At 64.4% G+C, this 20,584-nt stretch carries 12 protein-coding genes, 1 CRISPR repeat array and 2 riboswitches (1 of these 15 only partly in view); of the genes, 10 read left to right on the top strand and 2 right to left on the bottom strand.

What is annotated here, in order from left to right; genetic code table 11:
- The first annotated feature begins 161 nt into the window (after positions 1 to 161).
- The 8 genes from GPICK_RS16700 (at position 162) to GPICK_RS10840 (ending at position 14,391) form a co-directional block, all read left to right on the top strand.
- Positions 162 to 4,709, top strand: coding sequence for a chitobiase/beta-hexosaminidase C-terminal domain-containing protein (locus GPICK_RS16700; RefSeq protein WP_052263408.1), 4,548 nt, complete (start codon positions 162 to 164; stop codon positions 4,707 to 4,709).
- Between the two features lie 71 nt (positions 4,710 to 4,780).
- A complete protein-coding gene (locus GPICK_RS10810; protein WP_039743092.1) occupies positions 4,781 to 5,404 on the top strand; it encodes a hypothetical protein in 624 nt (207 codons plus the stop codon).
- A gap of 411 nt (positions 5,405 to 5,815) precedes the next feature.
- On the top strand, positions 5,816 to 7,180 hold the full coding sequence (locus GPICK_RS10815; RefSeq protein ID WP_039743095.1) for an L-lactate MFS transporter: 1,365 nt from the start codon (positions 5,816 to 5,818) through the stop codon (positions 7,178 to 7,180).
- Between the two features lie 173 nt (positions 7,181 to 7,353).
- Positions 7,354 to 8,598, top strand: coding sequence for an MFS transporter (locus GPICK_RS10820; RefSeq protein WP_039743098.1), 1,245 nt, complete (start codon positions 7,354 to 7,356; stop codon positions 8,596 to 8,598).
- Positions 8,595 to 11,090, top strand: a complete 2,496-nt coding sequence (locus GPICK_RS10825; protein ID WP_039743100.1) for a PAS domain-containing sensor histidine kinase — start codon at positions 8,595 to 8,597, stop codon at positions 11,088 to 11,090. Before GPICK_RS10820 ends, GPICK_RS10825 begins: the two co-directional genes overlap by 4 nt.
- A 12-nt stretch (positions 11,091 to 11,102) precedes the next feature.
- Entirely contained in the window at positions 11,103 to 12,800 is a 1,698-nt protein-coding gene (locus GPICK_RS10830) for an AAA family ATPase (protein WP_039743103.1), read from the top strand.
- Positions 12,797 to 13,441: a hypothetical protein gene (locus GPICK_RS10835; protein ID WP_039743106.1), complete on the top strand. Its 645-nt coding sequence runs from the start codon at positions 12,797 to 12,799 to the stop codon at positions 13,439 to 13,441. Before GPICK_RS10830 ends, GPICK_RS10835 begins: the two co-directional genes overlap by 4 nt.
- A gap of 144 nt (positions 13,442 to 13,585) precedes the next feature.
- A riboswitch (cyclic di-GMP riboswitch) is annotated at positions 13,586 to 13,662 on the top strand.
- A 107-nt stretch (positions 13,663 to 13,769) separates the two neighbouring features.
- A riboswitch (cyclic di-GMP riboswitch) is annotated at positions 13,770 to 13,845 on the top strand.
- Between the two features lie 165 nt (positions 13,846 to 14,010).
- On the top strand, positions 14,011 to 14,391 hold the full coding sequence (locus GPICK_RS10840) for a c-type cytochrome (protein ID WP_039743109.1): 381 nt from the start codon (positions 14,011 to 14,013) through the stop codon (positions 14,389 to 14,391).
- Positions 14,392 to 14,476: 85 nt separating this feature from the next.
- Here GPICK_RS10840 and GPICK_RS10845 read toward each other — a convergent pair whose 3' ends face one another.
- The gene (locus GPICK_RS10845) at positions 14,477 to 15,499 is read right to left on the bottom strand and encodes a transglutaminase-like domain-containing protein (RefSeq protein ID WP_039743112.1); all 1,023 of its coding nucleotides are present in this window, start codon (positions 15,497 to 15,499) and stop codon (positions 14,477 to 14,479) included.
- Positions 15,500 to 15,623: 124 nt separating this feature from the next.
- Between GPICK_RS10845 and GPICK_RS10850 the strand changes: the two genes are divergently transcribed.
- Both GPICK_RS10850 and GPICK_RS10855 read left to right on the top strand, forming a co-directional pair.
- On the top strand, positions 15,624 to 16,532 hold the full coding sequence (locus GPICK_RS10850; protein WP_039743115.1) for a selenium metabolism-associated LysR family transcriptional regulator: 909 nt from the start codon (positions 15,624 to 15,626) through the stop codon (positions 16,530 to 16,532).
- A gap of 3 nt (positions 16,533 to 16,535) precedes the next feature.
- Positions 16,536 to 17,921 (top strand): sigma-54-dependent transcriptional regulator, encoded by a 1,386-nt coding sequence (locus GPICK_RS10855; RefSeq protein WP_039743118.1) that lies wholly within the window; start codon positions 16,536 to 16,538, stop codon positions 17,919 to 17,921.
- A gap of 20 nt (positions 17,922 to 17,941) precedes the next feature.
- On the opposite strand, the gene GPICK_RS10860 is transcribed toward GPICK_RS10855, so the two are convergent.
- Positions 17,942 to 18,445 (bottom strand): nitroreductase family protein, encoded by a 504-nt coding sequence (locus GPICK_RS10860; RefSeq protein WP_039743121.1) that lies wholly within the window; start codon positions 18,443 to 18,445, stop codon positions 17,942 to 17,944.
- A gap of 219 nt (positions 18,446 to 18,664) precedes the next feature.
- Positions 18,665 to 20,584: a CRISPR direct-repeat array (repeat unit 37 nt; unit sequence GTTTCAATCCTCGCCCGCCCCGAAGGGCAGGCGCTAC); it runs 256 nt beyond the window's last position.

Below are 20,584 nucleotides of genomic sequence, written 5' to 3' on the forward strand. Positions count from 1 at the left end.
CATCACCCGGCGAGGGTGCCGGCAGGCCCGATGGCGTGAGCGGGGTGCGTTCAGGTCTGGCCCCTGTGGCTTTCTGCAATTGAGTTTGTACCAATACGAAAAAAAGAGGGACGAGGTGACACATGGCAATGGGTAATTTCCGAAGATTACTGCTGTTATTGATGACTGTCGCGACCATCCCGTGGGGGATCGGTCCGGCCCACGCAGGTCCGGGGGGTGGGACCTACTTCGCCAACACCCCGGCAGGGGGGAATTCCGGAACGGCCCTCCGGAAATTCCTCGATTCTCTTCCTGGCCTGGGACCGGCCAATGCCAACAACCTGGGGCAGTATATCCCCATCGCAAGCAAAGTGACCCCACCGGCGGGAGTTCCCAACGATGGCGATTATTACGAGATCGGCGTCGTCGAGTATGCGGAGAAGATGCACTCCGACCTCCCGAAGAAGACCAAGCTGCGGGGATACGTGGACCTCAATCCCGCGTTCGGGAGCATCTCCTCCGCCCATAATCGGGCCCACTACCTCGGCCCTCTCATCATTGCCCAGAAAGACAGGCCGGTCCGCGTAAAGGCGACCAACCTTCTCCCCACCGGCACCGCCGGCAACCTCTTCCTCCCCGTGGACACCACCGCCATGGGAGCCGGCATGGGCCCGCTGAACGCCAACGGAACCCAGTGCGACCCCGCAGCTCCGGGCGCTATGTGCGCCATGTACACCCAGAACCGCACCTCCATCCACCTGCACGGGGGGAACAGCCCGTGGATCAGCGACGGCACTCCTCACCAGTGGTTTACCCCGGCCGCTGAAACCACCCCCTACAAGACCGGCGCAAGCTTCCAGAATGTTCCCGACATGCCGAACCCGGGCCTGGGCTCCCAGACGTTCTTCTGGACCAACCAGCAGAGCGGCAGGCTGATGTTCTACCATGACCATTCCTACGGCATGACCCGCCTGAATGTGTACTCCGGCATGGCAGCCGGCTACCTCATCACCGACCCCTACGAAGATGATCTGATCGCGGGGACAAACGTCACCGGCGTCAACCCCACCAGTGCAAAGACCATCCCGGATCTGGGGGGGGTCTACCATTACGGCATTCCCCTGATCATCCAGGACAAGACCTTCGTCCCGCAGAACATCGGCGTTCAGGATGCCAAGTGGACCAACCCCGCATGGGGGAGCTATGGTGACCTCTGGTTCCCCCACGTTTACGAACCGAACCAGGACCCCAACGCCCCCGACGGGACCAACCCCTTCGGAAGATGGGATTACGGCCCCTGGTTCTGGCCGCCGTTCATCGTGGCGCCGGACAAATCGAAGATCCCGGAGCCGTCCCTCACGCCGGAAGCCTTCATGGACACCCCCGTCGTCAACGGCACGGCGTATCCCTACCTGACGGTGGAGCCCAAGCCGTACCGGTTCAGGGTCCTCAACGCCTGCAACGACCGGACTCTCAACCTGAGCATATTCTACGCCGACCCCAACGACCCTTCCGGGAAAGAAGTGAAGATGGTCCCGGCTGGTCCGAGTGCGACGTTCCCGGCAACATGGCCGACGGATGGCAGGGCCGGCGGAGTACCGGACCCGGCCCTGTCGGGCCCCAGCATGGTCCAGATCGGCAACGAAAGCGGCTTCCTCCCTTCACCGGTGGTCATCCCGCCGACGCCGATCGGGTATGAATACAACCGCCGCAACATCGTGGTGCTGAATGTCTCCACCCACGCCCTCCTCCTCGGGCCCGCGGAACGGGCGGACGTCATCGTCGATTTCTCCCAGGTCCCCCCCGGCTCCACCCTGATCCTCTACAACGACGGGCCGGCGCCGAGCCCCGGATTCGACCCCCGCTACGACTACTACACCGGCAACGCCGACCAGACCACCGGCGGCGGGGCACCTTCGACCCTGCGGGGTGTCGGCCCCAATACCCGGACCGTCATGCAGTTCCGGGTGGCAGGGACGCCCTCCGCTCCGTTCGACATGGCTTCGCTGCAGGCAACGATGCCGGGCGCCTTCAAAGCAACCCATCCGACACCGATCGTCCCGCAATCCACCTATCCGCCGGCATCGGGGGGGAACGCCCCCACGGATCTCTACGCCAAGATCCAGGATTACTCCTTCACCTTCACGCCGATCGGATCGACCACTCCCGCGACCATCCCCTTCCAGCCCAAGGCGATCCAGGAACTGTGGGACCCCTATGGACGGATGAACGCGACCCTCGGCGTCGAGCTCCCCTTCACCAGCAACCTGACCCAGACGACCATCCCCCTGGGATACGCGGAGCCGGCCACCGAGATAATCACCGACGGCCAGCCGCAGATCTGGAAGATCACCCATAACGGCGTCGACACCCATCCGGTCCACTTCCACATGTTCGATGTGCAGCTGATCAACCGTGTTGGCTGGGACGGCCAGATCCGCCCCCCCGATGACAACGAACTGGGGTGGAAGGAAACCGTCCGGATGAACCCGCTGGAGGATACCATCGTCGCGCTGCGGCCGAAGTCCCAGACGCTCCCCTTCACTCCTCCGAACAGCTTGCGCCCCATCGACCCGACGATGCCGACAACGGCACTGATCACGACCACGAACTTCGCCAATCCGGCGAACCCGGTGGCGACTACCACCCAGAACACAGCGACCGACTTCGGCTTCGAGTACGTCTGGCACTGCCACATCCTGGGGCACGAAGAGAACGACTTCATGCGTCCGGTCATCTTCAGGACCTCCCAGGCGGCCCCCCCGGCGCCAACCGGGCTGGCCACCTACCTGCTTGGGCAGACGGTTCCGGGTAAGACCCCGTACGTAACCTCCTACGCCAACCCCTATGCCAACCAGGTCATTCTGCAGTGGGTCGACGGCAACCAGCCCCCTGCGGTTCCGAGCACGTTCCATGTCGAGCGGAGCAGTGACGGCGGCGCCACGTACGCAACCCTCACCACCATCTCGTATCTGCCGGGGTATCCGCCGATCTATACCGACAAAGCCGTATCACAGAACACGGCCTATACGTACCGCGTGACGGCATTCAACAGTGTCGGCAGCACCTCTTCCACCACCGCCGCCGTCACGACGGGCACCTGGGCCCCGGCGACGGGAGTAACCATCACCCCCAGCAAGCCGAGCCCCCACGTCGTCGGCACCAACGCCCTCTTCACCGGCGTCGGCACGGGCGCCCCGGCAAACGTCACCTACCAGTACCGGTTCTGGCTCGACAGCGGGGCAGGAAAGGCGCTGGTCCAGGATTACGGGTTCGGCAATTCCTGGGCGATGCCGGCCAGCACCCCCGTCGGCACCTACACCATCACCGTCGACGTCCGGACCAGTTCGACCCCCGCCAATGCGGCAGGCGGTTACGACGCGACCGCATCCCTGAGCTACCGGGTCATCCCGACGCCGATCCCGCCGGTCACCGTCGCCGCACCGGTGCCGGGAGTCTATTCGGCGGCTCCGGTGACCGTGACGCTGACGGCCTCGACCAACGCTCCGCCGGCGACGATCTTCTACACCACCGACGGCACGCTGCCGACCACCGCTTCGCCCATCTACACCGTTCCCCTCGTGCTGAATGCGACGACCACCATCCAGTACTTCGCGGTGGACGTCAACGGCACCGCCGAAGCGGTCCATTCCGATACGTGGTACATCCATGTCCCGGACATGGTTGCCAGCGCGAAGATCAACAACGGCGCCGCAGCCACGAACAGCCTGGCCGTGACCCTGGCCCTGAGCGCCTTCGACCCGGTGGGGGTCGCCTCCATGCAGTTCTCCAACGACAACAAGGTCTGGAGCGCCGAGGAGCCTTACTCCACCACCAAGCAATGGACCCTCGCCACCGGGAGCGACGGCTCCCGGACCGTCTATATCCGTTTCCGTGACAAGTCGCTTCCGACCGGGGTTCTCTATCCCCCCATCACCGCCGTCATCACCCTGGACACCACCCCGCCGGTCACCGCGCCGACTCCGATCCCCGGCAATTACTCCTCCGGCCCCGTGACCGTCACCCTCACCTGCAGCGACATCAACGGCGCGGGATGCGACCGGATCTACTACACCACGGACGGGACCACGCCGACCACGGCCAGCAGCGTCTACACCGTGCCGGTCCCGGTAACCAACATCCCGGGCCAGGCCACCACCATCAAGTACTTTGCCGTCGATCTGGCCGGCAACGCCGAGGCGGTCAAGTCCGGAATCTGGTCCATGCATATCTCGGACATGCTAAGCAGCATCAAGATCAATAACGGCAGCACCTGGACCCCCGTGACCGGCGTCACCCTGAACCTGAGCGCCACCGACCCTGTGGGAGTTTCAACCATGCAGTTCTCCAACGACGGCACCACCTGGAGCGCCGAAGAACCGTATGCCACCACGAAGGCATGGACCCTCGACACCGGCGAAGGGGTAAAGACCGTCTATGCCCGGTTCAAGGATGGCTCCCTCCCCACCGGCAATCTCTACCCGCCGGTAACCTCCTCCATTCTCCTCGGGACGAAGGACGGGCTCCTTCCGGGCACCTCCAGCTATCTCGCCAGCGCCGTCAGGGCACTGAAGATAGCCAAAGGGCTCATCGCACCGACCCCCTTCGACCTGGTCCACGGCGATGTGGCGCCGTACTCCCGGGGGGGGGCGGCTCCCGACGGGAAGATAGACCTGCTGGATGTCTACGGCATCCTGCTCCGGATGGTGGGACTCATCGCAACCTTCTAGCAATCATCCCTTCCTCCTCTCTCCCACGGGGGGAGGAAGGGAGCAAACCTGAATACAGGAGGATTCAACACATGGAGAAATATATTTCGGCAGCAATCGGAGTCGCCCTCACTGCCCTGGCAGTGACCGGCTGCGGAGGAGGGGGTGGCGGAGGCGGTGGTGCTGCTGCGCCGGCCGCGGTAACCAGGGCAACCACCAAGGTCTACCTCTTCGGCACCATGTCATCGAGCGGCAAGTTCAACAACATCTCGACCACCAGCACAATCGCTACTGTCAGTACAAAATTAAATGTGCCGAGCGGTGTTCTGGTCAATTACTCCTCGGCGCCCGGCGCGACTTCGGGGCTCTGCATCCTCAGGCCGGGAGTTCTTGTTCCCTCAGGACCGGTCCGAGTAGCAACAACTGATCTTACCGGCACTTATGATATCGCCAGCAGGACACTGACGGTTTCGCTGATCAACAGCCCGGGACAAAACCAGGTTGCGCTGAAAACCAGCTCAACCGGCACCGGCGCCGAAATCGCCACCATCAACTTCTCTTTAGCCACTGCCGGTGTCACCCCTTCGTCGATGCCGCTGCAAGACCTGTCGCCTTCGGTGGGTCAATACCGACAGTTGCTAACGCATCCACCGACTACTCTGGACAATATATATCTGACCGGCGACACCGTGAATTTCGCCACCACCTATCAGTAGACCTTTCTCTCCGGTTATCCGGCACATTGAAAAACCCGGCAACGGTGAGTGCGCTCCCGTTACCGGGTTTTTCAATTTCGCAAAACGAATCTCCGCCTTCGCATTTACGCAAAACCGCTTCCCTCCCCCTTTCTACTCCACAACCTCCTGTTTTACATGAAAAAATTGCCTCGAAACATTGTTAACGGGCATTTTATCCTGGCTAAAGTTCTAACTCGATTTTGCAGCACTGCAAATTCCGCAGCACGCCAGAGAGGTGCCATGACCACCGGCTGCAAATGTAACGTATTTATTTTTATAGGCTTTAACAAATATACGCAATTTTATAACAATGGTATGCAAGTTGCTCATAGCTTCATGAACACGAAAAGTATCCCGACGCGCAGCGCTCATAAAAGGAGGTATCGAAACATGTCGGAAACCAAGAACAGGGGATGGCAGGTAACCCTTGCCGGGACCGGGATCAACCTGGCCCTCGGCGTTCTCTACGCATGGAGCATCTTCAAGGGGGCCATCAAGGGCTCCATCGAGAAGGGGGGACCGGGCGCGTTCAACTGGGACCTCTCCTCCCTCAACGACCCGTATGCCATCTGCTGTCTCGCCTTCGCCTTCTCCATGATCGTGGCGGGCAAGGCCCAGGACAAAATCGGCCCGGCGCGCACGGCACTCATCGGCGGGCTTCTGGTGGGAGCCGGCTTCACCATCATCTCCCAGAGCAACAGCTACATGGCGTGGGTCCTCGGCTTCGGCGTCCTGGCCGGTTCCGGCTTCGGCTTCGGCTACTCGGCAGCCACCCCGCCGGCCCTCAAGTGGTTCCCCTCGTCCAAGACCGGCCTCATCGCCGGCATCGTGGTGGCAGGCTTCGGCCTGGCGCCGGTCTACATCGCCCCCCTCTCCACCTGGCTGCTGGGGTCCATGGGCATCCAGAACTCCATGCTGGTGCTGGCCGTCGCCTTCGCGGTGGTGGTCTGCGGCCTCTCGTTCTTCCTGGCCAACCCTCCCGCCGGCTACGTTCCCGCTGAAGCGGCCACGGGCAATGCGGCGGCCAAGACCGCGGCCAAGCCGACGGTCAACGCCACCGCCTCCGAGATGCTCCGCTCCGGCAAGTTCTACATCCTCTGGATCACCTACTTCATCGGCGCAGGCGCCGGCCTCATGGTAATCGGCAACGTCGCCGGCATCGCCAAGAAGAGCATGGGCTCCATGGCGTTCCTGGCGGTGGCGATCATGGCCATCGGCAACGCCGGCGGCCGGGTGGTGGCCGGCGTCCTCTCGGACAAGATCGGCCGCATGGCGACACTCATCATCATGTTCGTCTTCCAGGCTGCGCTCATGTTCGCCGCCATCCCCCTCGTGGGGGCAGGCCACCCCAACGCGGTACTGATCGTACTGCTGGCCACCTTCATCGGCTTCAACTACGGCGCCAACCTCTCCCTCTTCCCCTCCTTCAGCAAGGACTACTGGGGGCTCAAGAACTACGGCCTCAACTATGGCCTCCTCTTCACCGCCTGGGGCGTGGGAGGGTTCGTGATGGGGCGCGCCTCCGAAATGCTCAACACCCAGACCGGCAGCTTCCGCGCCTCCTTCCTCCTTGCCGGCGGCATGCTGATCGCCGGCGCCGTCATGAGCTTCGCCCTGCGGCCGGCAAAAGCTGCCAAACCGGTGGCAGCCCCCGCGCTGGAGCCGGTTCCCCAGGGGATGTTCCTGGAGAGCTTCATGCGTGGCTGGGCCGACTTCCTCGGCTTCACCCCCACCACCCCGCGGGGCGTCCGGTAGGACGATACTTCCGCACGGCTACTTACCTCAGAGGGCTCCGTTTCGACGGGGCCCTCTCTCATTTAAGGACCGCAAATCCGTTGTCCCCCGACACGATAACCGCTATACTTTGACGACTCATGAAAGGCGTCGCGCCGAAGCGCAACCCGCCACCCGCACCCCAAGGGAGACCCATGACCGAGAAGACCCGCTGGCTGCTGCTTCTCTGTACGGCCCAGCTCTTCATCATGCTCGTCTTCATCAACTACTCGGCCGTGCTGCCGCTGCTCAAGGCCGAGTGGGGAATGAACAACACCATGGCCGGGTCGGTCTTCTCGGTCTACCAGCTCGGCTATATCGCATCGGGAGTCATCCTCTCGGCCCTCACCGACCGCCTCAACACCCGCAACATCTTCATCGCCTCGGCCCTCTGGTCGGGGACCGCCAATCTCCTCTTCGCCCTTTTCGCCCATGACTATCTCTCGGCCCTGGTGCTACGGGCCCTGACCGGCATCGGCATGGGGGGGACCTACATGCCCGGCCTCAAGCTGGTGGCCGAGCGGTTCGAGCCCTCCAAGCGGGGGCGGGCCGTCGGCATCTACGTGGGGTCCCTCGTCCTCGGCGCCTCCCTCTCCCTGGCGGTAACCGGCGCCATCGCCTCGGTCGCCACCTGGCGGACGGCATTCGTCGCCTGCAGCGGGGGAGTCTACGCCGGAACGCTCCTCTCCCTCGCCGTCTTCCGCGGCTACCGTCCCCCGGTCCATGGACGCCCGGACCAGAGTTTCCAGAAGGAAATCGTGCGGAACAAGCCCGCCTTCCTGATGATCCTCGCCTACGGCGCCCACATGTGGGAGATGTACGGGATGCGGAGCTGGCTCGCCCCCTTCTTCGTCGCCCTCCTCGTGGGGCACGGGACTCCCCGGGGGACCGCAACCGGCTGGGCCTCCACCGCAGCCGCCGTCATCATCGGGGTCGGCGCCGTGGCGTCCCCCCTCACCGGAACCCTCTCCGACCGCCTCGGCCGGACCCGGACGATCAGCCTTGTCATGACCGCCAGCGGCCTCATCTCGTTCACCTTCGGCTGGCTCGTGAACGCGTCGCCCGCGGCGGCGGTGGTGATCGGACTCGCCTATGGCTACCTGATCGTGGCCGAATCGCCGGTCTTCTCCACCGGGCTCACCGAGCTCGTGGCCCCGGCCTACCTCGGGGCGGCCATGGGGCTCCAGTCCCTGGTCGGCTACTCCCTCGCCATGATCTCCCCCACGGTCTTTGGCTGGGCTTTGGATCTCTGCCGCGGCTGGGAGCCCGTTCCCGGCGTTTCCGGCGACTGGGGCATCGCCTTCGCCACCGCCGGAGCGGGCGCCGTTGCCGGCCCCCTCTTCATGGCGTGGCTTCGGCGCTGCCCCGAAGCGGTCCGGATGGCGGGAGGACGGAAGTGAAGAACCTGTCGCTCTTTCAGAAGACCCTCGTCGCCCTTCTGGTCCTCTCGCTGGTGCCGCTCCTCGCCTCATCCCTCATCCTGGCCCTCAACCTGGGGACCGTTCAGGAGGAGCTCGCCGCCCGGATCGCCGCTTCCGCCGACCGGCAGGCATCGGAGAGCCTCCAGCTGCGGGCCGAGCAGGTGGCCGAGAGCATCGCCAATTTTCTCGAAGAGTGCGAGACGGACCTCCAGCTGGTCAGCACCCTCCCCCGCACTGCCAACATCCTCACCTCCTTCTACGAAAGCCGCCGGGGGGAGATCTGGCGCCGCGACGGAACGTCGGCAACGCCCCGGGAGCTGCACGAATTCATCCCCCGCTACAGCTCCCTGGCGATCGTCGACCGCCGGGGACGGGAGGCCTTCGTCATCAGCGGCGGCACCATCGTCCCGAAGGAGGCCCTGCGCGATGTCTCGACCCCCGCCGGCACCGAATTCCTGAGTGAAGATTACTTCCGCCGGACCCGCGAGCTGAAGAAGGGAGAAATCTACGTCTCGCACCTGACCGGCTTCCACGTCTCCAAGGAGGAGCAACTGGCCGGCGCCCCCGATCCGGAGTCGGCCGCCGGAGGGAAGGAATACCGGGGCGTGATCCGCTTCGCCACCCCCCTCTTCGACCGCCGGGGCGAATTCGACGGCATCGCGGTGCTCTCCCTCGACCATCGCCACCTGATGGAGTTCACCCAGCACATCAGCCCCGGCAGCAATTCATCGGTGGTCTTCCCCTCCTACAAAAGCGGCAATTACGCCTTCATCTTCGACGACGAGGGGTGGATCATCACCCACCCGAAGTACTGGGACATCCGGGGGGTCGATCGCCAGGGACGCCCCGTCCCCCCCTACGCCGTCCAGACCCCCGCGGCGGATGTGGAACGGGGGCGCACGCCGTATAACCTCGACCATGCCGGCTTCATCCACCCCAACTACCCCCGGGTGGCCCAGCTGATCCGTGAGCGGAAGTCGGGGCACGTGGACATCGCCAACGTGGGGGGAGCAAAGAAGATCATGGCGTTCGCCCCCATCATCTACGACACGGGCGATTACCGGGCCCACGGCATCTTCGGGGGGGTAACCATCGGTTTTCAGGTGGATCAGTTCCACGAAACCGCCCGGGCCGGCTCGGCGCTCATCAACCAGCAGCTTCGGGAGCATCTGCGGCTCTCCGCCCTCATCGTGGCCGCCACCAGCATCATGGTGGTGCTCTGCGCGTGGCTCCTCTCCCGCGGCGTGACCCGCCCGCTGGCGCTGCTCACCGAACGGGCCCGCCGTCTTGCCGCCGGCGACAGCGCCGAACGGGTGGAGATCACCGCCCGGGACGAGGTGGGGGAACTGGCCGAGACCTTCAACCGGATGGCGGAGGAGCTCGATGAGCGGAAGGGGAACCTCCTCAAGACCCTCGACGAGCTGCAGGCCTCCCGCCGGGAGATCATCGAGGAGCGCAACTTCAAGGAGAGTGTCCTGGAGAGCATTTCGAGCGCCATCATCACCCTCTCCCCCGATGGCAATCTCACCTCCATCAACGGTACCGGGAGGCAGCTCCTCGGGGCATCGGCGCGGGTCGGCGCCCCCTGCGGCGAGATCCTCCGGGGATGGGGGGACATGCCGGAGCGGGTGGCCGCCGTGCTGGCCGGCGGCAAGGGGTATGGCCGCGAGCCGCTCATCGTCGACCATGGCGGCCGGGAGCGCCATTTCGAGGTCGGCTTCTTCCCGATCCACGCCGCGTCCGACGGCGGAATCACCGTCACCATCCGGGACGAGACGGAGAAGGAGCGATTCCGCGAGGAGATGACCCGCCTCGACCGCCTCGCTTCCCTCGGCAAGCTCGCCGCCGGCATCGCCCACGAGGTGCGCAACCCCCTGACCGGCGTCTCGCTCCTGCTCGACGACCTCCACGACCGGGCGGGCCTCGATCCGGAAAGCCAGGCGATGATGGGAAAGGCGCTCCAGGAGATCGAGCGGGTGGAACGGCTCATCGCGGCGCTCCTCAACTTTTCCACCCCTCCCAAGACGACGTTCCGCGAAGGGGACCTGAACCGGGTGCTGCAAGACACGCTGCTGCTGTTGCGGCGCGAATGCGAACGGCGGCAGGTCGCTCTTGCCTTCACCCCGGCGGAGGTCCCCCCGTTCCCCTTCGACATCGAGAAGATCAAGCAGGCACTGCTGAACCTGGTGAAAAACGCCCTCGAAGCGATGCCCGCAGGCGGGACGATCACCGTGACGACCGGCACCGGCAACGGCTTCGCCACCATCGCGGTCAACGACAACGGCCCCGGCATCGCCGAGGCCGACCTGCCGCAGATCTTCGAGCCGTTCTTCACCCGCAAGGGGGCGGGAACCGGCCTCGGGCTCTCCATCACCCAGCGGATCGTGGAGGAGCACCACGGCAGAATCACCGTGGCGAGCGAAAGCGGCCACGGAACCACCTTTACCATCCACCTGCCGGTGCAGGGATAGAGAGGAAACCCCATGTACCGTGAACATTTCGGTTTCGGCGAGCCCCCCTTCGCCCTCACCCCGAATCCCGCCTTCCTGTTTCTCAGCAGCCACCACCAGGAGGCGTTCGCCCACCTCCTCTACGGCATCGAGAATCGCGTCGGCTTCATCGAGCTCTCCGGCGAGGTGGGGACCGGCAAGACCACCGTCATCCGGACCTTTCTGAACCAGCTCGATCCGGAAACCCACCGGACCGCCCTGATTTTCAACCCGACGCTCTCCCCCATCGGACTCCTTCAGGCGATCAACCACGAATTCGGCCTGCCATGCTCCGGCACAGGGAAAGGGGAACTGATCGGAGAGCTCGACCGCTACCTCCTCGACGAAAACCGCGCCGGCCGCACGGTGGTCCTCGTCATCGACGAGGCGCAGAACCTGGAGCCGGAGGTCCTCGAACAGATCCGCCTCATCTCCAACCTGGAGACCGAGCGGGCGAAGCTGGTCCAGATCGTGCTCGTGGGACAACCCGAACTGAGGCGGCTCCTCGCCCGGGAGGAACTTCGCCAGCTCGATCAGCGGATCACGGTCCGCTACCACCTGGAGCCGATGGGGTTCGACGAAACCCGGCAGTACATTCGCCACCGGATCAGGATCGCCGCCGGCGGCAGGGAGCCGGTGAGCTTTTCCGCCGCCGCGACGAAGCGGATCTTCCGCTTCTCCGGCGGGCTTCCCCGCCTCATCAACGCCGCCTGCGACCGGTCGCTCCTCCTGGCCTACACGCGGGAGGCCCGTGAGGTATCCGCATCGATGGCAACAGCCGCCATTGCCGACGTCCGCAGCGAGGGGCGCCGGCCGCCGACCGCACCGTGGCGGGCCGTCATCGCGGCCATGCTCCTTACCGTGGCGGCAGGCGCCGCCGGGATGGTGGCACTGTCGGGGAGGGGGACGGGCGCCCCCTCTGCCAGCGCCTCCAGGGAGGAACGACCGCGCGCGGCGGCCGGAGAGACGGCGCCGTTGACCCGCAACGCCGCCATGGCCGCGCTCGCCGCCACTTCCGAGCAGGACAACCGGCGCATGGCGGTCGATGCCATCCTGCGGAAATGGCAGACCTCTCCCCTTGGCGCCGTCACGGGTCCCGACCTCCGCGCCGTCGCCCGGCAACGGGGACTCACGATCACCGAAATCGCGGCGCCGCTCGACGCCCTCGCCCGCCTCAACGCCCCGGCGCTGCTCCAGATCCCCCTCCCCGCCGGCGGAACGAGACTGCTGGCCCTCACCTCCCTCGGCAACGGGCGACTCACCGTCGCGCCGGCCGTCGCCGGCCGCTCGACCGTAACTACGGCGGAGCTGGCATCGTTCTGGTCCGGACGCGCCCTCCTCGTCTGGAAGAACTTTCACGGAATCCCGTCGCGGATGAAGTCGGGGAGCGGCGGCAAGGGAGTCAAGCCGCTGCAGGAGCTGCTGAGAGGGGCGGGATTTTACGGCGGGACGGCCACCGGCACCTACGACGAGAAGACCCGGGAGGCGATCAGGGCGTTTCAGCAGGCGGAGGGACTCGAGGCCGACGGGCGGGCGGGGGAGAAGACCCTGCTACTCCTCTACCGTCGGGCAGGGGGGTTCTTCCCCCCGGGGCTGGCGCCGGAGGGAGAGCACGCGGTGCCCGGAAGCGGGCGGGATGGTTCCGGAGAAAAGCCGTCCCGGATCGATAGGAACGAGGAGCGTAACCAGTGAGCCTGATACTTGATGCCCTGCGCAAGATGGAACAGGAACGGAGAGCCCGTAGCGGCGGCTCCATCGACATCCGCCCCGATCTCCTCGATCATCGCGGCACCGCACCCGTCAAAAGGTCCATCACCCCGTTTCTCGTCGCGGCCGGGATCGCGGTTCTGACAGTGGGTGTGGGAGCCGGATTTCTCCTGAACGGGAAGAAACCAACTTCATCCCCGGAGCCAGCCGGCATCACAGCCTCCCCTCCCCTTCCTTCGGCGGCAGCCCCGATTCCCTCTGTGTCCCCGCAGCCGACAGCACCGGCGCCGCAGATCGCACCGGCGGAACCGGCGCCGGCAGCCGCCACAACGAAACCGACGCCTCCCACCCGGCAGGTGGCCCCTCCCCTGCCGCAAACGGCGCAGGGCTCCTCCACCGAAGAGCCGTCGCCGGGCGAGCAGTCGGCCGCGGGCATAACGGTTTCCGGCATCGCCTGGCAGGAGGAGCGGAACCTGCGCCGGGCGGTGGTGAACGGCTCCCTCATGGCGGAGGGGGCGTCCGTTGCCGGAGCGCGCATTGTCGAGATCGGCGAACGCCGCGTCCGCTTCTCACGTGGCGGTCAGAGCTTCGATATCCACCTCTCTTCGGCATTCCCGTCGCGGTAGCGGGCTGGCACCATCGTCGCCCAGGGAGCGAGCCTGAAAAAGTGAGTTTCGGGGCGCAGTCGGTTCCTGGCGCGAAAAAAATTGACTTCCCATTACACTTCTGATACAAAAACGCATCACATTCATCAGAACATCCGTTCGTGATAGCGATACTACTAAACCATCCGCGAGGATGGGGCGGAAAGCCCACAGGGTCTCACGCAGACAGCCGGGTTGCCGAACTATCAATACCGATAGTGCGGCAGCCCGGCTTTTTCTTTTCGCGCAGCCGTCGAACAACCATACAGCCATCCCGTCCCGCGGCCACGGAGCCGTCCGGGCGGACGGATAGCGATACTACTAAACCATCCGCGAGGATGGGGCGGAAAGCCCACGGGTCTCACGCAGACAGCCGGGTTGCCGAACTATCACCATTGAGATAGGGGGGCAGCCCGGTTTTTTTTGTTGCGAATGGTATCGGGACCCCCCCCCCGGGAGAGGAGGTGAATCGGGAGACTGATCGCCGTTGGACCGCAACGAGGACTTTTCAACAACCAATAGACTGAATTCTCGAATTCAAGGAGGAAAAGATGAAATTCAGAACAATAGCATCAAACGGAATTCTCACGCTGCTGCTGGCCATGGCGACCGGCACGACATTCGGAAACAGGGCCGCCCTTGGCAGCACGGCGTCAACCGCCAGAGCCACAACGAACGAGGCGACCCCGCTTCTCCAGGCAGGACAAGGCACCAGGGGGACCCGAACGGTTGCCATGAGATCGGGGCATGTGGACGGCGCATCCCTTTACTACACCAGCAATTGCGCCAGCTGCCACGGCAAGATGGCCAACCTGAAAGGTGCGACTACCGAGATGATCCGGTCCGCCATCGACAACAACGTGGGGGGGATGGGGTTCCATGTCACGCTCTCCCCTGAAGAAATCAATTCCATCGCGGACTCCCTTAAGTAATAACCTTTCCCCAACGGAAAAGGGGGCCTGTATGGCCCCCTCTTCCCGGTCTCCTTCGATGCGGAGGCGGTCCACCGCCTCCGGATTACTCATCAGCTTTTTCTTTGTACCTGATCGTGTAACGGAAGCTCTTCGGATCATAGAAGTCGAGAGCCTTTCCGCCGACCTCGGCGTAGGGATAGCCGAAGGTATTAAGCGGTTTGCCCGCCTGGGGCGGGTTGAGGACCACGTCACGCCCCACGGCGATCCTGATCCGGTACGGGTCGATCCCTCCCCAGAAGTAATCGCGCAGCTCCTTCGTCCGGGCATCCTCCAGCTTCAGCTTCTCCACCAGCATCGCCTTGCGCACGTCGGCAGGGTCCACCGGTACCCATCCATAGCCGGGGAGGAAGAACTCGGCCCAGCAGTGCTGCCACGTGGTGATATCTTCGGTCTCTTTCTTGCCGAGGCGGAGGCCGAAGATCTCCCGCGCCGGCACGCCGGCGGCCCGGCAGAGCGCCACGAAGACCGAGGAGATGTCGGTGCATTTGCCCCCCGGCTTCTGGAGGAGGTAACAGACATCTCCCCTGCCGCAGCCGATGGTCTCCGGGTCGCGGTACATGTTCTCGCAGGTCCAGTCGTAGATGGCCTTCGCCTTCCCCAATACCGTCGTTTTTCCCTTGGTGATCTTGTCGGCCAGCTCCTTCACCTCGCCGTCAACGGGACCGAGGCCCGTGGCGGAGAGGTACTGGCGGTAATCCGCGGGATCCCACGCCCCTTCCTTTTTCGGGAAATCGCGCCGGATCACCTCTTCCCGCTCGGCGCCAAAGGAGAAGGTCAGCCTGCGGCTCGTGGCGGTATCCGGCCAGCGGGCATAGAGGATGGGGGTGCGATTCTCCCGGTCGGTGTAGACGGCGGACTCGGCATAATCGCCCGACACCTTCACGCCGGTGATGGACTGGCTGGCGTCGGAGACCGGATAGGGAAGCCAGAGCCGCGCCTCCTTTCCCTGCCCCTGGGACGTGATGTCCACCTCTACGGTCACGATGCCGGCGCGGCTCCTGGCCCAGGCGGCGGTGGATACGGCCACGAGCGAAACCAGCGTCACGGCAATCAGTATGCGTCTCATATTCTCTCCTTGATCTGACAGGTCAAACGGATGGATTATTAAGCATTTGACAGAGCAAGGTCAAATTGATAATTTTCATAATCCAAATCAGACATATCGTTAATTACGATAACCAGAGGATCCCATGAACCTCAAGCAACTGGAAGTCTTTCTGGCGGTGGCCGAGAGCGGCAGTTTCTCCCGCGGCGCCGAGGCGACCTTCATCACCCAATCCACCGTGAGCCAGCACATTGCCGCCCTGGAGAACGAGCTCGGCGTGAAGCTTCTCGACCGGACGAGCCGGGGGGCACTCCCCACCGAGGGGGGGAAACTGCTGCTTGAGCATGCCCGGCGCGTGGTATCGGACACCCGGGAGATCGAGCGCACCATGCGCCGTTTCCGGGGGGTGGAGGAGGCGGTGCTCAGGGTGGGGGGGAGCACCATCCCGGGCGACTACCTGATCCCGGAGGCGCTCCCCCACTTCTTCAGCCGCCACCCGGGGGTATTCCTCACCCTCGTCCAGGGGGACAGTCGGGAGATCGTCGACCGGCTCCTGCGGGAAGAGATCGAAATCGGCGTCGTGGGGAGCCGCTTCGACGAGGAAGGAATAACCTTTACCCCCTTCGGCCGGGACGAAATCAGGCTGGTGGCCCCCCCGGACCACCCCCTGGTGACGGGGGGAACCGTTGCTCCGGCCGAGCTTGCGCAGCAGACGTTCATCATGCGTGAAAAGGGATCGGGGACGGGGCGCGCCGTCGACGACGCCCTGAGAGCCGCGGGGATTCCTCCCGAAACCCTCCGGGTCAGGGCATCTCTCGGCAGCACCGAGGCGGTCAAGCACGCCGTGGCCAGCGGGCTCGGCCTAGCGTTCCTTTCCGAAATCTCGGTGCGGCGGGAAATTGGGCGGAGGGATCTGGCGGCGATTTCGGTCAGAAAACTTACCATCTCCCGCCCCTTCTATCTGGCCGGGCGCTCAGGACGCGAGCTTTCTCCCGCCGCACGGGCCTTCGCAGCCATGATGGAGGAGCGCTTCGGGACGGGAGCGGAGAGGTAGGGAATGGAGCGAATCCTGATCATCGACGACGAGGCGTTCATCCGCGAGAACGTGGAGCGGATTCTCGGGGAGGAAGGATACCAGGTACTGGCGGCGGCCGCGGGGGCAGAGGCCCGGGAGCTCGTCTCGGAGGAGGACGTGGATCTGGTGCTCCTCGACCTGAACCTCGGCACCGAGGACGGGCTGGAGGTGCTGAAGGAACTGAAGCGGATCGATCCGGAGCTGCTGGTGATCATCATCACCGGCTTCGGTTCGGTGGAGAGTGCTGTCGACGCCCTCAAGCTCGGCGCCTTCCACTACATGAAGAAGCCGTTCAAGGCCGATGCCCTGCGGCTCATCGTCAAGCTGGCGCTCCAGACCCAGACCCTGCGGCGCGAGGTCCGCACCCTCCGCAAGGGGGACCTGACCCTCTTCGAGAACGTGCCGATGGTCGGCGCGGGGGCGGGGCTGAAGGAGATCATCCGCCAGGTCAAGGAGGTGGCCCGCTCACCCGTCTCCACGGTCCTCATCACCGGAGAATCGGGGACCGGCAAGGAGCTCGTGGCGCGGACCATCCACCACCTCTCCGAGCGGCGCGAGGGGCCGTTCATCGAGATCAACTGCGCCTCCATGCCGGTGCATCTCCTGGAAAGCGAGCTCTTCGGCCACGAGAAGGGGGCCTTCACCGACGCCAGCCAGCGGAAACAGGGGCTCTTCGAGGCGGCTGACAAGGGGACCATCTTTCTCGACGAGGTGGGAGAAATGGAGATCTCCATCCAGGCAAAGCTGCTGCGGGTCCTGGAGGACCGCCGAATCCGCCGGGTGGGGGGAACGCGGAACATCGAGATCGACGTGCGGGTCGTCGCCGCCACCAACCGGAATCTGCGCGACGGGATCAGGGAAGGGACCTTCCGCGAAGATCTCTTCTACCGCCTGAACGTCTTTCCGGTCCATATCCCGGCGCTGCGCGAGCGGCGGGAAGACATCCCCGTGCTGGTGAAATACTATCTCGACCGTTACAGCCGGGCCTTTTCGCGCTCGTTCCAGGAGGTCTCGCCGGAGGCGCTGGCGCTCCTGGAGGAGTACCCGTGGCCCGGCAACGTGCGCGAGCTCAAGAACGTCATCGAGCGGACCTGCATCATGCACGACGGTCCGCGACTCATCCCCGGGCACCTTCCCCGCGAGATCAGCCCCCCCGCCGCACCGCAGGCGGCGACGCCCGAAACGGCCCTCGCCGATCTCCAACTGGGGCTCGAAGCGGCCACCGACCGCTACGAGCGCCAGCTCATCGCCGCCGCCCTGGCAACGACCGGCAACAACGTCCTCCAGACGGCCCAGCTCCTCAAGATTCCCCGCGGTACCCTGCGCTACAAGATGTCACGCCACGGACTCGACAAGCCGGGCGACTGAGCACCGCCCGGCGCCGCGGTTCAGAGCTCCTTCACCACCAGGTCGGCAAGCCCTTTCCGGTCCGTTCGCCCCGCCCGCCCCGCAGGGCGTCCGACGGCAACCACCGCCATGAGCTCCAGCGCAACCGGCACACCCAGCAACTCCCGCACCGCATCGGCACTCTTCAGGATCTCCCCCAGCCAGACCGCACCGAGCCCCAGCCCATGGGCCGCCAGGAGCATGTTCTGCAGGCAGGCGCCGATGGCCTGGTGATCCTTGGTATCGTTGTACATGACGTCGCGGTCGCAGAAGACCGCGATACAGACCGGCGCCCCCTCCACGATGTGCCGGTACTTCGTCAGCCCCGCCAAGGCCCGGCGCACTTCATCGCCCCGCACGACGGCAAACCGCCACGGCTGGTTATTGAGTCCCGACGGTGCGCTGGCGCCGGCGCGAAGGATCTCTTTCACCTCCTCGCGCGACACCGGCTCCGCCGTGAACTGCCGCACGCTGCGGCGGGTATGGATTGCTTCAAGTACGTCCATCATCCCTCTCCCTTACAACCAAAATAGTCCGTTTTTACGCAAGAAGCCCCTCAAGTTCTCTCCTCCCATGACGATAAAGAAAGAAAACTCGCATGAGAATATCGCTATGACCGAAAGAATCTTCGCCATCGTCTCCATCCTCGCCTTTGCTCTCACCGCGACACTCGTCTGCATCGCAGGCATTCTGCTCAAGTAGCGCCGCCATCGGCGCAACCGCAGGATTCAATCCTCGCCCGCCCCGAAGGGCAGGCGCTACAGCGGTTCCAGATCATCCGGGGTGTCATAGGCGTTTCAATCCTCGCCCGCCCCGAAGGGCAGGCGCTACGTTCGGCAGCGGCGGCGTTTTCGTCGGCAGCCAAGTTTCAATCCTCGCCCGCCCCGAAGGGCAGGCGCTACAACGCCTATCTGGCGCTTCTGATGCTGATTCTGGAGTTTCAATCCTCGCCCGCCCCGAAGGGCAGGCGCTACGTCGTAATGTTCCTGCACGAAGCAAAAAAGGAGAAGTTTCAATCCTCGCCCGCCCCGAAGGGCAGGCGCTACGGCAATCCGGCCCCCTGTTTCGGGGACCGAGGCGTTTCAATCCTCGCCCGCCCCGAAGGGCAGGCGCTACGCTTTTTTTGGATTAAGTGGGTCATCCACAATGCAGTTTCAATCCTCGCCCGCCCCGAAGGGCAGGCGCTACTGGAGTTCCTGTAGAGTCTACCACGTATAAATATGTTTCAATCCTCGCCCGCCCCGAAGGGCAGGCGCTACGTGACCTTATCTCCCGTAGGATGTTCCGCCCTAATCGTTTCAATCCTCGCCCGCCCCGAAGGGCAGGCGCTACCTGTGATGGGGGGTGGGAAACCACCCCCTCTTTTTGGTTTCAATCCTCGCCCGCCCCGAAGGGCAGGCGCTACCTGTGATGGGGGGTGGGAAACCACCCCCTCTTTTTGGTTTCAATCCTCGCCCGCCCCGAAGGGCAGGCGCTACCTCGGCCAACGCCACAACCCCCTTCACCCGTGATTCGTGTTTCAATCCTCGCCCGCCCCGAAGGGCAGGCGCTACCCGCAGCCGGTACACCTCAATCTTCCCCTCCTCGTTTCAATCCTCGCCCGCCCCGAAGGGCAGGCGCTACGAGTATTCCATCGAGTGAGGTTCCTATGGCTAAGTTTCAATCCTCGCCCGCCCCGAAGGGCAGGCGCTACCCGGATAATCGGTTCATTATTGGCGAGTTCAATGAGTTTCAATCCTCGCCCGCCCCGAAGGGCAGGCGCTACATCGGCTACATCGCTGCCATAAAGGTTTCCGACAGTTTCAATCCTCGCCCGCCCCGAAGGGCAGGCGCTACCATCGCGGCGGCACGTTCGCAACAGATCGCACCGGTTTCAATCCTCGCCCGCCCCGAAGGGCAGGCGCTACGGGCGGCAACCATCACTCTGCCGCTCCTGATCGTGGTTTCAATCCTCGCCCGCCCCGAAGGGCAGGCGCTACAAAGGACCTCCTTCGATGCCGCCGGGATGGGGTGGTTTCAATCCTCGCCCGCCCCGAAGGGCAGGCGCTACCTTAGATTTTTACCAGATGGGCGAATCCATCCAGTTTCAATCCTCGCCCGCCCCGAAGGGCAGGCGCTACGATAGCCCAGGGAAAAACCGCCAACGTTGGCGAGTTTCAATCCTCGCCCGCCCCGAAGGGCAGGCGCTACCCCTGCTCTTCGATGATCTGCTCTATGGCGGTCTGTTTCAATCCTCGCCCGCCCCGAAGGGCAGGCGCTACGGATATCGACTTCGACCGCCGCGAGATTTACGTGTTTCAATCCTCGCCCGCCCCGAAGGGCAGGCGCTACTGGTCGGGAGCGGCGGCGGGAAATCGTGCAACAGCTTGTTTCAATCCTCGCCCGCCCCGAAGGGCAGGCGCTACCTGGGCTCCCCTCGGAGCCGACCGTCGCAGGCTGTTTCAATCCTCGCCCGCCCCGAAGGGCAGGCGCTACCCGCGCCCAGGGCGAAACGTTCCTCTCCTTCATAGTTTCAATCCTCGCCCGCCCCGAAGGGCAGGCGCTACGGGACAACTCAGGGATGCGTGATCCAATCTGGCAGTTTCAATCCTCGCCCGCCCCGAAGGGCAGGCGCTACGCACGCGGCCTGACCGGCGTCGGACTCC

Source organism: Geobacter pickeringii (assembly GCF_000817955.1).
GTDB lineage: Bacteria > Desulfobacterota > Desulfuromonadia > Geobacterales > Geobacteraceae > Geobacter > Geobacter pickeringii.

What these genes read in the sequence shown, in the direction of transcription:
- GPICK_RS16700 (WP_052263408.1), top strand. Translation starts at nt 162, where the DNA reads ATGACTGTCGCGACCATCCCGTGGGGGATCGGTCCGGCCCACGCAGGT.
- GPICK_RS10810 (WP_039743092.1), top strand. Translation starts at nt 4,781, where the DNA reads ATGGAGAAATATATTTCGGCAGCAATCGGAGTCGCCCTCACTGCCCTG.
- GPICK_RS10815 (WP_039743095.1), top strand. Translation starts at nt 5,816, where the DNA reads ATGTCGGAAACCAAGAACAGGGGATGGCAGGTAACCCTTGCCGGGACC.
- GPICK_RS10820 (WP_039743098.1), top strand. Translation starts at nt 7,354, where the DNA reads ATGACCGAGAAGACCCGCTGGCTGCTGCTTCTCTGTACGGCCCAGCTC.
- GPICK_RS10830 (WP_039743103.1), top strand. Translation starts at nt 11,103, where the DNA reads ATGTACCGTGAACATTTCGGTTTCGGCGAGCCCCCCTTCGCCCTCACC.
- GPICK_RS10840 (WP_039743109.1), top strand. Translation starts at nt 14,011, where the DNA reads ATGAAATTCAGAACAATAGCATCAAACGGAATTCTCACGCTGCTGCTG.
- GPICK_RS10845 (WP_039743112.1), bottom strand. Translation starts at nt 15,499, where the DNA reads ATGAGACGCATACTGATTGCCGTGACGCTGGTTTCGCTCGTGGCCGTA.
- GPICK_RS10850 (WP_039743115.1), top strand. Translation starts at nt 15,624, where the DNA reads ATGAACCTCAAGCAACTGGAAGTCTTTCTGGCGGTGGCCGAGAGCGGC.
- GPICK_RS10855 (WP_039743118.1), top strand. Translation starts at nt 16,536, where the DNA reads ATGGAGCGAATCCTGATCATCGACGACGAGGCGTTCATCCGCGAGAAC.
- GPICK_RS10860 (WP_039743121.1), bottom strand. Translation starts at nt 18,445, where the DNA reads ATGGACGTACTTGAAGCAATCCATACCCGCCGCAGCGTGCGGCAGTTC.